The organism is Sideroxyarcus emersonii, from assembly GCF_021654335.1.
Lineage (GTDB): Bacteria > Pseudomonadota > Gammaproteobacteria > Burkholderiales > Gallionellaceae > Sideroxyarcus > Sideroxyarcus emersonii.
In genome coordinates this window covers 1,248,744-1,263,503 of record NZ_AP023423.1, presented here as the reverse complement: position 1 = coordinate 1,263,503, position 14,760 = coordinate 1,248,744, and the positions used below count along the sequence as shown (strand labels likewise).

At 56.9% G+C, this 14,760-nt stretch carries 11 protein-coding genes; 3 read left to right on the top strand and 8 right to left on the bottom strand.

Annotated features, from left to right (window positions below):
* Position 1: 1 nt before the first annotated feature.
* On the bottom strand, positions 2–1,156 hold the full coding sequence (locus L6418_RS06145) for an FIST signal transduction protein (protein WP_237248594.1): 1,155 nt from the start codon (positions 1,154–1,156) through the stop codon (positions 2–4).
* A gap of 187 nt (positions 1,157–1,343) precedes the next feature.
* Here L6418_RS06145 and L6418_RS06140 point away from each other — a divergent pair, with 187 nt between their 5' ends.
* The gene (locus tag L6418_RS06140) at positions 1,344–2,378 is read left to right on the top strand and encodes an aldo/keto reductase (protein WP_237248593.1); all 1,035 of its coding nucleotides are present in this window, start codon (positions 1,344–1,346) and stop codon (positions 2,376–2,378) included.
* 141 nt (positions 2,379–2,519) lie between these two features.
* A complete protein-coding gene (locus L6418_RS06135; protein WP_237248592.1) occupies positions 2,520–2,912 on the top strand; it encodes a hypothetical protein in 393 nt (130 codons plus the stop codon).
* Positions 2,913–2,959: 47 nt separating this feature from the next.
* Here the strand turns inward: L6418_RS06135 and zapE are convergent, their stop codons facing one another.
* The 3 genes from zapE to purT are packed head-to-tail and all read right to left on the bottom strand — an operon-like array spanning position 2,960 to position 5,666.
* Positions 2,960–4,084 carry a cell division protein ZapE gene (zapE, locus tag L6418_RS06130; protein ID WP_237248591.1) on the bottom strand — a complete coding sequence of 375 codons (1,125 nt, stop codon included), beginning with the start codon at positions 4,082–4,084 and terminating at the stop codon, positions 2,960–2,962.
* Positions 4,084–4,458 carry a VOC family protein gene (locus L6418_RS06125; RefSeq protein ID WP_237248590.1) on the bottom strand — a complete coding sequence of 125 codons (375 nt, stop codon included), beginning with the start codon at positions 4,456–4,458 and terminating at the stop codon, positions 4,084–4,086. The genes zapE and L6418_RS06125 overlap by 1 nt, the downstream gene beginning before the upstream one ends.
* The gene (purT, locus tag L6418_RS06120) at positions 4,458–5,666 is read right to left on the bottom strand and encodes a formate-dependent phosphoribosylglycinamide formyltransferase (protein ID WP_237248589.1); all 1,209 of its coding nucleotides are present in this window, start codon (positions 5,664–5,666) and stop codon (positions 4,458–4,460) included. Before purT ends, L6418_RS06125 begins: the two co-directional genes overlap by 1 nt.
* 87 nt (positions 5,667–5,753) lie before the next feature.
* Here purT and L6418_RS06115 point away from each other — a divergent pair, with 87 nt between their 5' ends.
* A complete protein-coding gene (locus tag L6418_RS06115) occupies positions 5,754–6,803 on the top strand; it encodes a class I fructose-bisphosphate aldolase (protein WP_237248588.1) in 1,050 nt (349 codons plus the stop codon).
* A 40-nt stretch (positions 6,804–6,843) separates the two neighbouring features.
* Here the strand turns inward: L6418_RS06115 and L6418_RS06110 are convergent, their stop codons facing one another.
* The 4 genes from L6418_RS06110 to L6418_RS06095 form a co-directional block, all read right to left on the bottom strand.
* On the bottom strand, positions 6,844–9,273 hold the full coding sequence (locus tag L6418_RS06110) for a tol-pal system YbgF family protein (RefSeq protein WP_237248587.1): 2,430 nt from the start codon (positions 9,271–9,273) through the stop codon (positions 6,844–6,846).
* Positions 9,274–9,336: 63 nt separating this feature from the next.
* Positions 9,337–11,562 (bottom strand): cytochrome c3 family protein, encoded by a 2,226-nt coding sequence (locus L6418_RS06105; protein ID WP_237248586.1) that lies wholly within the window; start codon positions 11,560–11,562, stop codon positions 9,337–9,339.
* A gap of 424 nt (positions 11,563–11,986) precedes the next feature.
* Positions 11,987–13,807 carry a cytochrome C gene (locus L6418_RS06100; RefSeq protein WP_237248585.1) on the bottom strand — a complete coding sequence of 607 codons (1,821 nt, stop codon included), beginning with the start codon at positions 13,805–13,807 and terminating at the stop codon, positions 11,987–11,989.
* Complete coding sequence (locus L6418_RS06095) at positions 13,808–14,713, bottom strand: hypothetical protein (RefSeq protein WP_237248584.1); 906 nt, start codon at positions 14,711–14,713, stop codon at positions 13,808–13,810.
* Positions 14,714–14,760: the final 47 nt, after the last annotated feature.

The window sequence follows — 14,760 nt, the reverse complement described above, 5'->3', positions numbered from 1 at the left end:
GCTACCAGCGCGAAGCGACCAGCGTTGCGTTGTGGAAAAGCGGGTAACCCTGCACCGTCGAGCCGCCGATCTCGCCCAGCGAGAGCGCACCGGCAACCTGGCCGGCATGAGTCAGCCCGCTGAACGCTTCCAGTTCGGTGGTCGCCATCGCCGCCCCGAGATGGAGCCGCCTTCCCGCGCAATAGAACAGCAGCAATTCCGCACCGGCGACATCCCCGTTCAGTTTCTTCAGGCCTTCATGCAGGTTGTGCAGGGTTTCGACCGTACGCACGGTCGGCGCTTTCAATAGCGTCAATACCGAGTTGGCCGGCACCTCGCCCACACAGAACAGCGAGCCATCTTCCGCCAGCATGACCGGGATGCGCACCACCACATGATGATTGGCGCGCACGATACCGAAGGGGAAATGGACACCGTATTGATAGAAATTCTCCGCCGTGACCTCCTCGCCAAAATGCTCGCGCACCAGTTCACGGTACACTTCGAAGGCCGGACGCCAATCGATCTGCGAAATGCAGTTGCCCTTGGTCGAGGTCGCATAGGACGTATGCGGATTGGTGTGGTAGCCATGCTCCAGAATCGCCCCTTTGTGCTGCGTCAGCAGCATCAGCAACAGGCCGTTCTGCACAGTACGGGAGGAATCGAACAGGCAGGGCATCGGCTGGAAGGTTTCGCTGCCCGCATTCGCGCCGGCATAATGGACCCGGTTCGCCAGATGCAGGTAGAGCGTATCCAGCAACGTGCCGATATTCGGCACCATGGCATCGAACAGCATGAACAGCGTGAGGTCCGGCACGTGGTCGATCTGGGCACGGACATCGCTGGCGATCTTCTCCGCCGCACTTTCCGCCTCTTCCGTTTCCGCCGGCAGGTTGTCGTACAGCGCAAAATAGGGCATCTGCTCAAAACACAGCAGCCACAAGCCATTCGTCAGGAACTGGCCGTCCCGCACCAGTGCGGGAAAGATCGCCCCGACCAGCGGCACCTTGTATTGCGCACAAGCCGCCTGCAGCACCGGGACTTTAGCTTTTTCCGTCTCCGGCAGCAGTGCGCAGATGCCGAGCCCGGGGTGCAGTGCCTGCAATTCGGCCAGCTTGCGCTCGATGGTTCCTGCATCGACCTGGGCCAGATAGTGCATCATGCTTGCCTTGTCCATATCGTCCCCGCTGTTCTTCCATCATCATCGTCATGCGCTTGCACAAGCGGCCAAGGCATTCCGTTTCCGCCGCTCCTCCGACATACAGGATGTCCATGTCAAAGCGACCAGGCCGGCTTCTTCATGGGCAAGATGCTAGCACGATGATGGGATTAAAATAACCGCTTCCAATCTTTACGAGGTCATCATGGAATACAGGCAATTGGGCAGCAGCGATCTGAAGGTATCGGCATTATCCCTCGGCACCATGACATTCGGCGAACAAAACACCGAGGCCGACGCCCATGCCCAGCTCGACCTTGCCATTTCATGCGGAGTGAACTTCATCGATACCGCCGAAATGTATCCGGTTCCGCCGCGCGCCGAGACCGCGCATCGCACTGAACAATATATCGGTAGCTGGCTCAGGCACCAGCAGCGCGACAGGCTGATCGTCGCCACCAAAATCGCCGGTCCTGCACGCGGCTTCAGCTGGATACGCGACACGCCCCGCATCAACCGTGCGCATCTCAATGCCGCCATCGATGCCAGCCTGCAGCGCTTGCAGACCGATTATGTGGACCTGTACCAGATACACTGGCCGGACCGCTACGTGCCGATGTTCGGCGCGACCAGCTACGATGCGGCACAAGAGCGCGACAGCACGCCCATCGCCGAGCAGCTGGCAATCCTGGCGGAACTGGTCAAGGCAGGCAAAGTGCGGCATATCGGCCTCTCCAATGAAACGCCATGGGGGGTTGCCGAATTCGTGCGCTGCGCCGAACAGCTGGGATTGCCGAAGATCGTCAGTGTGCAGAACGCCTACCACCTGATGAATCGCACCTTCGAAGCCGGCCTCGCCGAGATCTGCCATCATGCCGACGTCGGCCTGCTCGCCTACAGTCCGCTTGCTTTCGGCTGGCTGACGGGCAAATACCAGGGCAACCCCCAAGCCCGAGGCCGTATTACCCTCTTCCCGGGCTTCGGCCAGCGCTACGACAAACCCAACGTGCCGACCGCCGCACAGGAATATGCGCACATCGCCCGGGAAGCCGGACTTTCCCCGGCCTCAATGGCACTCGCCTTTGCCAGGACGCGCTGGTTCACCGGCAGCGTCATCCTCGGTGCGACTTCCCTGAGCCAACTGCAGGAGAACCTGGATAGCGCAGCGGTCACGCTGGCGCCCGATGTGCTGGAAAGGATTGAAGCCGTACACAGGCGCTATCCCAACCCGGCGCCCTGATACCCGGAAACGCCGCCGATCCGGGAAAATGGCAGCCTGCAGCGGGAGGATGCCCGACTTTGCGGCGTTTAGACAGGCAATAAATCCTGTAATTGGTTTATCATAGCGCTCGCGTACTTCAAAAACTTCTGGGAGGAAGAGATGGTTAAAAAGATCGTTGCTGTGGTGCTGATCGTATTGACGGCTGGTGGCTGGTTCTACATGGACTATCTGAACAAGCAGCAGTTGCAGGAAGCCGAAGAGCTGCGCAAGTCGATGGAACAGGCACGTGCCGTGGCACTGGCGAAAGCCAAAGCAGCAGCTGAAGCAAAGGCAAAATTCGAAGCCACCATCCAGGCCGACCTGGATGCCTGCAAGGCGACCGCGGAAAAAGCGAAAGAAGACTTCCTGGCCCAGAACCAGAAACCGGTGCGCCGCAAGCCTGGGCAATTCACCATCCCGCAGGCCGCCCAGGACGAAGCTGCCAAGACGCTCGAAGCGGCCAATGCTGCATGTCAGGCGACTTACGACGCCCGCCTCAAGAGCGGTTCATAACCAGAAGTTCTGCCTCGCGGCTTGTTGCGCAAATCGCGGCAAGCCGCCTACCCCAATGCCACGCCGCGGCTGTGATGCGGCAATTCCAGATAGCGATGCGTCTGCATCTCGGCCAACCGGCTGGTGATGCGCTGCGATTCGCTGTCATGCCGCCCGTCTTCGTAAAGCATGCCCGGCTCGACCTCGAACGACGCCACCAGCTTGACGTGGTTGTCGTATAGCACGTCGATCAGCCAGGCGAAGCGCCTCGCTTCCGGGGCATTCTCCGCTGTCATCCTCGGGATGCCGGATACAAAAACCGTCGGATAGCGATGGGCGATCTCCAGATAGTCGGATTGGTCGTGGTGCCCGCCGCACAACACCTTGAAGTCGAACCAGACCACTTCGCGCGCAACGCGCCTGACCGGGATCCTGATCTGCTTGACCTGGATTGCCTCCGTTTCGGCATGCATGTCTGCGGTGAGGCGACGGAAAAAAGCGCCCATGCGTTCTTCAGCCTTCGCATCGGTTGCAAGCGTGAATAACGGGTCGCGTGCCATATGCAACATGCGATAGTCGGTATCACTGTCGAGATGCAGCACCTTCAGTTCGCGCTTGAGCAAGGCAATCGCTGGCAGGAAATTCTGCCGCTGCAAACCATTCGGGTACAGCGCATCGGGAGAATAATTGGAGGTCGTGAGCAACACCACGCCCCGTTCCAGCAATGCCGCCAGCAGGCGGCCGAGGATCATCGCATCCGCGATGTCGTCGACATGGAATTCATCCAGGCATAACAGGCGCGTCGATCGTTCTATCTTCGCGGCTACGGCCATAAGGGGATCTCGCTCATGCGCGTGCCGCTTCATCTCCTGATGTACCTCGAGCATAAAGTTATGGAAATGGATGCGGCGTTTCCGGCGGTACGGCAGACAGTGGTAAAAACCGTCCATGAGGAAAGTCTTGCCTCGTCCCACCCCACCCCATATATACAGGCCCTTGGGCACGGCCGGACTGAGCAGGCTGCGGCCGAGAAACTGGTTGCGCCTGGCCTTGAATTCGACCAGTTGATGCCAGAGCGTCTCCAGTTCTTCGATGGCCGCGGTCTGACGCGTATCGAAAACGAAACCGGATTGCTCGCAAGCGTTCCGATACCAGGCCTTGGGACTGGTGCCGGTTTCAAGCAGTTGTTGCATCACCCGGCGACCTCGATGAATTCCAGCGCATTCTGGTCCGGGTCGCGGCAGAACAGGGCCGGACGCCCGGATCGGCTCAGCGTGTAAGGCACAGCGGCCGCCTCCAGTCGCGACACCAATTCCGGCAAATTATCGGTATGCAAAGCCACATGACGGTCCCGTCCGCCATGCGCCGGACGCTGCAATCCCGCTTCAGGATTCGGCAACAACATCAGGTGTATCTGCTGGTTCGGCGCTATGTCATACCACACGCCATCGAAGCTCATGTCCGGCCGGCGGGGATCGACCTGCAAACCGATCACTTCTTCGTAAAACGCGCGTGACCTGGCGAGGTCGCCGGTCAGCAAGGTGGCATGGTGCAGACCGACGATCATCAGGCTTTGAAAGGAACCACCTTGCCTGCCGCAAGCTTGGCACGCGCTCTTGCCTCGTCGGTATCCTTGCCGTTCGCCAAGGCCACTCCCATGCGGCGCTTCTTGAACGATTCAGGCTTGCCGAACAGGCGCAGATCCGATTCGGGCACACGCAATGCCTCCTCCACTCCCTTAAAGGAGATACCCTGTTCGTCCAGCTGGCCATAGATCACCGCACTCGCTCCCGCTGCCCGCAACGCGGTATCGACCGGCAAGCCGAGGATCGCGCGCGCGTGCAACTCGAATTCGTTGAAACGTTGCGTGCACATCGTCACCATGCCGGTATCGTGCGGGCGCGGACTGACCTCGCTGAACCAGACCTGGTCTCCTTTCACGAACAACTCGACTCCAAAGATGCCCAGTCCTCCCAGATCGTCGGTGACCTTCTTGGCGATCTCGCGCGAACGCTGCAGCGCGACCGGGGTCATCGCCATCGGCTGCCAGCTCTCCACATAATCGCCGTGTACCTGCACATGCCCGATGGGCTCGCAGAAATGCGTTGCGATCTCGCCGTCGGCCCCGACCGCACGCACCGTCAGTTGCGTTATCTCGTAATCGAAGTCGATGAAACCCTCCACGATCACCCGGCCCTGATTCACTCGCGAGCCGCTGGCCGCGTAATCCCATGCCTTCTTCACCTCGGCCGGGCCGTCCACCTTGGACTGCCCCTTGCCGGAAGACGACATCACCGGTTTGACGATGCAGGGATAGCCTATGCCGCCATCAATGGCAGCCTGCAATTCTTCCAGGCTGTCGGCAAACTTGTACGGCGAGGTCGGCAATCCCAGAGACTCGGCGGCCAGGCGGCGGATACCTTCCCGGTTCATGGTGAGTTGGGCGGCACGGGCGGTGGGAATGACCCGCACGCGGCCTTCTCGCTCGATCTGCACCAGCATGTCGGTGGCGATGGCCTCGATCTCGGGCACGATCAGGTGTGGCTTTTCCTTTTCGACCAGCGCGCGCAACGCCTCGCCATCCGCCATGTTGATGACATGCGCGCGGTGTGCCACCTGATGACCCGGTGCGTTTTCATAGCGGTCGACGGCGATCACCTCCACGCCCAGGCGTTGCAGCGCAATGATGACTTCCTTGCCGAGTTCGCCGCTGCCCAGCAGCATGACCTTGGTTGCAGAGGGGCTGAGCGGAGTACCGATGGTGATTTGCTTCATGATGTAGGGAAAGGTAGTTGGAATGCACAAAATTATACACAGGGAGTAAGATGGGCAAGCCATTTTGACCATCCGAGGAGCAAAATCATGACGAATATCGTGCAATTGCTGGGCGAAGAAGCTGAGCATCTGTTGCAACACCGTTGTGCGGGCATCCCCAAGGAATCGCTGCATCTGCCTGGGGCGGACTATGTCGATCGCGTGGTGGCCGTGAAGGACCGCAAGCCTGGCGTCCTGCGCAGCCTGCAGGCTTTATACGGACAGGGTCGATTGGCGAACTCCGGCTATCTTTCCCTGTTGCCGGTGGATCAAGGCGTGGAACACTCCGGCGGCGCCTCGTTCGCCCCGAATCCGATCTATTTCGATCCGGAGAACATCGTCAGGCTCGCCATCGAGGGTGGCTGCAACGGGGTGGCGTCCACGCTGGGGGTGCTGGGTTCGGTGGCCCGCCGCTACGCCCACAAGATCCCGTTCGTCGTGAAGATCAACCATAACGAGATGCTGACCTACCCCAACATTTACGACCAGACTCTTTTCGCCAGCGTGGATCAGGCATTCGACATGGGTGCGGTGGCCGTCGGCGCGACCGTTTTCTATGGCTCCGAACATTCGCGCCGGCAGATACAGGAAATATCGGAAGCCTTCGAACACGCACATGAGCTCGGCATGGCCACGATCCTGTGGGCCTATCTGCGCAATCCAGCTTTCAAGACCGCGGACAAGGACTACCATGTCGCCGCCGACCTGACCGGCCAGGCCAACCACCTCGCCGTCACCATCAATGCCGATATCGTCAAACAGAAAATGGCCGAAAACAATGGCGGTTACAACGCCATCAAGTTCGGCAAGACCAGCCCGAAGGTATACAGCGACCTGACCACCGACCACCCCATAGACCTGGTGCGCTATCAGGTGGCGAACTGCTATATGGGGCGGGTCGGCATGATCAATTCCGGCGGGGAATCTGGCAAGAACGACCTGCAACAAGCAGTACGCACGGCGGTCATCAACAAGCGGGCGGGCGGCATGGGATTGATCTCCGGCCGCAAGGCGTTCCAGAAACCGATGCAGGATGGTATCGCGTTGCTCAACGCGATCCAGGATGTCTATCTGGACAAGGCGGTGACGGTAGCGTGAAACAGATTTGCTTTCCCCGCAGACCGGCGGTAAAAGCAAATCAGATGTCCCAGCGCAAACCGATGGAGAAATATTTCCGGGTCATATTCGAGGGCGGCGAAATGGCAGGATTGGTCTTGGTCCAGTCTATGCCCCCCTCTCCTTCCATGGTAAGACTGTTCCTCAATCGATAACCCAGCTTGAATACGGGTGAAGTGGTACTGATTTTGCCGCCGGTGTTGTCCGTCTGCCAATACAGCCGTAACGTGCTATCGAACGTCCATAGTTCGCGAGGATAGGAATGGTTGTATAGCAGGAGCGATTTTCCGCTCAGGAAAGGGCTCTTGGTATAGCTCAACGTCCCCATCGTCATGTCTCGCTGGGTGATGACATCGCTACCGGACAACCGTCCGTTGATTGTCCAGGTATTGCCCGTGGACGGCGTCGCCGCCACAAAGCCTTCCAGGCCGGTTGTGCCATCCGGATTGAGGGTCCCGCTGGCAGGCAAGCCCGAAGTATTTGAAACGATAACGTCCGTCCCCGCCTGCCACTTCTCCTTGAAGCGCTGTGTCACACCGACCATCGCAAGGTTGGAGATCGCCGTGCGTGAATTCGCCAATGTCACTAAATCGTTCGTCGTCCAGCCGTTCTGCAGCAAGGTGCTGACGGTCGAGGTGGTACCGTTGATCGCATTCCGGATGTCCAGCACCGGGCTTCTGCGACGATCCAGCAGATAGTTGTAATCCGTGCCCGAATCGTAGTTCAGCGTACCTTGCAGGGTGAATATGTTCAGCGCCTTGAACTGCATGTCGTAATCCAGCATGGCCATCGCTGTTTTCCCCTGCTCGAAATATCTCAGGTAACCCCCGGCAGCCTTCCTGTCCGTGATGCCGCCGGCTTTCTGATTGATCACATAGGCAGAGCCTCCCAGCGCGCTATTGACACCAAAATCCACGCCGAGGCTGAGGAAGGTAGGTTTGGAATCGAGGGTAATGTCGGACAGTTGGCCCGTGGCAATGTTGAAGCGCCAGTTCTGCATGAAACCATAACCGGCAGCAATGCCGTCAAATCTCCCGAGCACACCGCCGCCCATTGCAGACTGGCGTCCGATGCGCGCCGAATAGTTGTCGACCCTGCTTTTAAAATCGTAATAAGCCGCATTCAACCGATTCTGGTTGCCCTGTCCCGGCAGGAAGCTTTTCGCATTGAAATCCTGGAACACCAGACGGTTGTCGTATTCGTTATTGTACGAACGTGCGGTCATGCTGACGTTGGTGATCAACGCCGACTGGTCGGTCAGCGATAAGGTAGATGGCGTCTGGACACCACCGACAGTCGCCACCGTGTCGGTCTGGGTTGCTCCATGGTAGTAATACATGGAAAGGCTGCCGTATTCCGCGGTATGGAATTCCGCAGATTGCTTCGCAGCGACAGGTTGAGGCATTGCCGGCGGCACGGCATATTGTATCGAATTCAGTTTGGCGAGCCGACCTTTGACCCAGGCTGTATCCTGTCCGTCCGGATAGAGCTTCAAATACAGCTCGTATTCCAGCTTAGCCTTGGCCAGCTGTCCGGATTTCTCCCTGGCAATGCCGATCCACACTTGAGCCGCTGCAGAATATTTATTCGGTGGCAGCTTGAGGACATTGTTGAATGCGTCGATTGCGGTAAACATCGCGCCCGTCAGGACCGCGTCGCGACCTTTCGCCATCAGTTCTGCAGCCTGGCTGTCTGCTCTCTTGCTCTGTTCCGCCACGGAAAGCGGCCCTGTCGTTTGGGTACTGACATTCTCCGGGGACGATTTCTCGATAGCCGGGAAAAGCGGCAAACCGTCTGCACCGCCAAGTTGTGCCGGTGCAGCTTGCGCAGGCGCAGGTGGCAAAATGGCAGCCGGTTTCACCGGCCCGGACGTCATGGTCGGCGCCACTGCCACCGCCTGTGCCGGAGGTATTGTCGCAGCCGGTATTGCCGGACCGACACCAGGCGAGCCTGATGCAATTGCTCCTGCAGTCTTTTCGTCGTTCTTCTGCTGAACAACACCCGGTTTGATGTGGATCAGAATGCTCTGATCATTCTTGCCTGCTGAGACGGTAAATTCTACCGGGTGACTGAATTGCACCTCGATCTTCGGACCGGTGCTAAGGTCGCGTGTCGTTACCGTAAACCCGCGCACGACCTCCGAAGCAGGCGATCTGTGAGATTCGTAGTTCTGCCATTCGTCGCGAGCCACACTGCCCAGAACATTGAAATAGATCGACAGGTCGGCGGATTTGCGCAGCGGAAAATACCGCGAATACTGAATAGGCACGGAGAACTTGATGACAGCATCGACCTCGCCATTCGGATACGTCTTCAGGTAGATGTCATCGATGATTTCAGCAGAGGCATAGCCTGGCAGTGCATACAACAGCAAGAGCTGGCAGAACAGCACTAGCTGTTTCTGCACTTTCTGGTAGGTTTTCAGGCACATGATGGATTCGGGGCCGGGCAAGCCCGCTCCTTAAGTCGTTTATGGGAGCGGGCTCTGGCGTAAATGAATGGATTGGACAAATTCTTACCAGACGGTATATGCCGTCCCGGTTTTTCCCAAGGGCTTGTGACAACTGGAACTCGAGCAATCCTTGGCAGTACTTGCGCCGTTATGGCTCTTTTTCTGCATTGAGCCCAAATAGGTCACGCCGGAGAGATGGCAGTTCACGCAATAGACTCCACCACCGCCGCCGCCCTGCGCGTTGTTGTGATTCATCTTCTCTTGCAGCCAGCCGGTGGAACTGGTGTAAGTCGGAGAGGTGTGGCAGGTAGTGCAATCCAGTCCCGCAGTGATCGTCGTCGGGATGTGGTTGGATACCTTGGCCTGGGCACCGCCATACTGCAGTCCTTGTGTCGTATATGCGCCCCCATGGCAAACGTCACAGCGCGTTGCAGTGACCAGCGCATGATTCATGGTTCCAGGCGCAAACGTCGTGACCGTGGTGCCGTTGTACATGGCATGGCATCCGTCGCACGACAGTGCACCGACCGGAATATGTCCCGTCGACAGTCCCTTGGCGCTTGCACCGTTGTGGCAAGACGCACAGGTCCCGGCCATGGAGGCGGTATGTGCCATTGCCCCGCTCGCTCCCAGGAATGTAGTGAAATTGTTGGTGTTGGTCTGGGTATGACAGGCATCGCAAGAAGCCGTGGTCACCATATGCGTAGCCGGCTTGCCGGTGGCAGTCGTGCCGTTATGACAGGTCGCGCAAGAACCGGGTGTCGGCGGATTCGGATTGTGGGTATAAACGGCCCCAAGGAAGGTGGTGTAATTGGCTGTATTGGTAGCCGTGTGGCAGCTGACGCAATCGAGTACAGTCAGCACATGAGTTGCCGACTTGCCCGTTGCGCTCACCCCGTTATGACACGCATCGCATCGGGTGGTGATCGTCACATGGGTGAAAGTGGCGCCAAAGAACGTCGTGTAGTTGCTGGTGTTGGTCGCAGTGTGGCAACTGCTGTTGCCGCAGTCCAGTCCAGCCGTGGTCGGTATATGGTATGCCGGCTTGCCGGTCGCACTGACGCCGTTATGGCATGAAGCACAAGTGGATGTCCCCAGGAAAGCCGCGGTGTGCGCAACGGTAGCACCCAGCCAGGTCGTGTAGTTGGCTGTGGTAGCCGAGGTATGGCAGGTATCGCATTGTGCAGTCGAGGCAACGTGATTGCTTGGTTTGCCCGTTGCCGTTGTACCGTTATGGCAAGTCGAGCAATTCCCCACGTCCGCCGGTTGATGGGCATACACGACGCCGAGGAAAGTGGTGAAGTTGCTGGTGTTCGACGAAGTATGGCAGGTGTCGCACTGCGCGGAAGTCGTGACATGGAGCGCATAGGATGATTTGCCCAGCACGCCGGGATATGCACCGTTATGGCAGGTGGAGCAGTTTCCGGCAGACATGGGCGTTATGTGGTCGTACATCGCCCCCAGGAAAGATGTGAACCCGCCCGTATTGGTGGCTGTATGGCATGCATCGCAGGCATTGCCGGCCCCCAATGTGGGAATGTGGAATGCCGGCTGCGCTTTCACCCCCGGCTGCTGTCCCAGATGGCATGTGCCGCAGCTACCCGCGACAACCGTGGAGTGGTTATATGTCGATCCGAGAAACGTGCTGGTGTTATGGCATACGCCGCAGTCGGCCGTCGTCACGATATGTGCCGCCGGCTTGCTGACGACGCCGGGGAACTGTCCGCTGTGACAAGATGCGCAATTGCTCGTCAGGCCGGTGTGATCCATCCTCCAGCTCAGGAAAGTATTGGTGCTGGTATGGCAGGATTCGCAAGGCAGCAAAGTAGGAAAGTGATTGGCCGGTTTGCTGACGACCCCGAAAGACTGTCCATTGTGGCAAGTGATGCAGCCATTCGTGATGGCGACATTGGTCATGCCCACGTGATTGAAGCTCTTGACCAGGAAGCTGGTCGGGCTCGTATGGCAGGTATCGCAGGGTTGGGTGGTCTGCACATGGTTCACGGGTTTTGGAGTTGCGCCGACGCGGCTTCCAATGGCGTGACAGCCGGCACAATCTTTCGGGGTATTCTTGAAGATGCCATCGACGTGACATTGCTCGCATTTCAACGTGGTATGTATGTCGCGCAACAAGAACCCCGTTTTGGAATGGTCAAAAGTGGCTGAACCACTTGCTGCCTGCACGGGACTTACCGCAGTTTGCGCATGGGAAATCGGCACAAAGCAGAACAACAGGCCAAGCAGCAAGGCAATTGTCGTTTCGTGGATGTGGCAACGAATCATGCTCATCTATATCTCCCCGGTTCTCATCTGTTCATGACCGGCTGACGGTCGTGCTTTTTCAGGCAGCCCGCGGTCATCAAAATCTCATTAACGGACCGTGAAGAGCGCGTAAAGAAGTCTAATGTTAAAAACCAGATTGATGGAAGGGCCGTTTATCCGTTATGCCGCAGCCTGACGAATGGCGACTTTGTCCGGACGCCGGAAAATTCAATGATTACTTGATGTTATGAAACTGAATGAATGGAGCAAACCGCCACTCTTTCAGACTGGATCACCGGCATGACGGGAGGGCTCACCAATGGATTCGATGAGTCGGAAAACTGGGCCAGTGCAGGGTCAAACACACCGCTCCGACAAAGCAAGCCGCGCCGCCAGGCAACCAGGCACGCTCATGGCAGGTGCACGGCAGAACTCGATCCGATGCAACAGGCTACTGCTGAATCCAGCGTTGCCCGCCGATCTTGATCTCTTTCCACCCGGATCCGGTGATGGTCTTCCACGACGATCCGACATGGCACTGCTCGCATCGCCTGCCGAATGCACCGTCGTGTTTATCGTCCTTTTCATGGCAGCTGACACAACTCGCGGCAAGCACCATCTTCCTGTCCACCGGCGTCTTGTGGCAATCGGCACAGCGCAATTCCTTGTGCTTCCCTTGCAGCTTGAAGTTGGTTTTATCATGGTCGAAATCCCAGTCCCGCCAATCGCGCGTGTTATGGCAAGACTCGCAGCCGGTTCCCAGGGTGCGCTTATGCACATCCTGCTTTTCGTGGCAGGACCAGCAGTCCGACCTGGCATCCTTGTACCTGATGGTGGAATGGCATTTCTTGCACTCCGTCAGCAAATGCTTGCCGGTCAGCGGAAAGCGGGACATCAGATGGTTGAAGTCGGTTTTCTGCCATGATTGCTCATGGTGGCAGGCCTCGCACTTCCTCCCCTCCTGCCCTTCGTGCTTGTCGTCTTTCTGGTGGCACGAGTAGCAATCGGACCGCAGCTTGTCCTTGTACAGGTCCCCCTTGTGACAACTGACGCACTTGGTGTCGCGATGCTTGCCCAGCAAAGGATATTTGGTCTTCTTGTCATGGTCGAACAGGATTTCCTTCCAGCTCTTCTCGATATGACAGGTTTCACATTTGGCGCCAAAGTTGCCTTTGTGCTTGTCGTCTTTCTGGTGGCATGAGTAGCAGTCTGTCTTCAGCTTGTCTTTATACAAATCGCCTTTATGACAGGCATTGCATTTGACGTCATGATGCTTGCCGAGCAAGGGGAATCTGGTTTTCTTGTCGTGATCGAAAGGAATGTCCTTCCAGCCGCGCTCGATATGGCAGGTTTCACACTTGGGTCCGAACTTGCCCTTATGCTTGTCGTCCTTCTGGTGACATGAAACACAATTGGTCTTCAATTTTTCCTGGTACAGGTTGCCTTTGTGACAGCTGACGCATTTCACTTCACTGTGCTTGCCGAGCAACGGGTATCTGGTTTTCTTGTCATGGTCGAACAGGATTTCCTTCCAGCTCTTCTCGTTGTGGCAGGTTTCGCATTTCGGCCCGAAGTTACCTTTGTGCTTGTCGTCCTTCTTGTGGCACTCATTGCACTGGATCGGCGTGTCCTTGAATTTTTCATTTGGGTGACAGGCCTTGCACTTCACCTCAATATGTTTCCCCAGCAACGGGAAATGCGTTTTGCTGTGATCGAAGTGAGTCGTCTTCCAGTCTTTTTCTTCATGACAATTCTGGCATTCGGGTCCCAACCCGCCTTTATGTTTGTCGGCTTTCTCGTGGCATCCGATGCATTTGGTGGGCGCCTGGCGATATTTCTTCTGGGGAGAGTGGCAATCTTTGCACAGCACCTTGCTGTTGAGATGTGCGCCCTTTAATTCAAAACCTGTTGTCGAGTGATCAAAGTTGATCGTATTCAATTTTGAAATACGGGCATCCCTGCCTTTGTGCTCCGTGTGGCATTCCCTGCATGGTTTTTCCTCCTGCATCAGGCCGTGGAAACCATGTTTTTCTGCAATATCCTTGCCGATATCCTTATGGCAGTCTTTGCACAGTCCGGATTGAGCACCTTTGTCATACGGTTTGTGGCAATTGTTGCAATCGCTCTCATATTTGATGTGTCCCTGGATCAATTGTCCAGGCATCAGCAGATCATTGGCCGAATCGGCATGCGCCGGAAAGACAAACGCGAGGATCAATGCAACCGCCTGGAAGGCCCGGACGAATAACCGCCTGAAGAAAAGGGCACTCATTTAATATTTATGGACCGCAATGACATGCCAAATCGCGCTGAATGCCAGCATGTACACCAGCGGCACATGGAAGATATGCCATAAGGAAAACAGCTTCTCGTAAGTCGAAAATTGGGCCAAGTCTCTTACGGTGAGCAGGTAAGTACGGATGAATCTTTCGTTCTGGTAAAAAAGATCGTCGAGGCGCTTCATTTGCGCATCGTTCCACTGTTTCTCATTGGCATTCGCATACATCGCGTCTTCCAGTTCCCTGACAAACACCCTGGAATACCATTTCGCACGAAAGCCAAGTTTGACGAAATTCCACAGGTCGAATTTGCCAGGCTTCGCAGATACGATCGCCTGATTTCGGAAATCCCGGAGCTTTTGCTCCAGTTCCGGTGCAAAACTGAGTATCGATTTCACGTCACCCTTGCTCTCCAGATTCGCCTGCAGTTGTTCGAGCGATGCTTTCCTGCCATACAGCCCATGATGGATCTTGGTATAGAAGAAGCGCCCGAATATGCCGCTCCCCGATACCAGCAACATGCATACCATGGCAACGCCGGCATTGACCGATGCGATCGAAAAGGTGGAATGGAACATGATGAAGGCCGGCCCGAGGATGCCGAAGATCATGTGCCACTTGAACCATTTCGGCAGAATGCTCCAGTTCCTCATGAAACCCATCCTTTTGCGCAACGGATAGATCAGCAGCGTCAGCATCATCAGGCCGCCTGTCAGGCCAAGGTTATAGCCGATGTTGTCGCCAGGTTTGTAAAGATGGTCGTAGGAAATGAAGAAGCCGGCCGCCATCAACAATGTAATCACTATGATGTACAGCGTCCAGCCATAATCCTTGGATGAGGGGGCGCTGCCTTGCTTGCGCCGGTCTGCCGGCGGTTGGGATGCGGTGAGCGATGTCATCGATAATTTCAGGGTCATCCTTGCATTACGGATCAAAACCCGTGTTA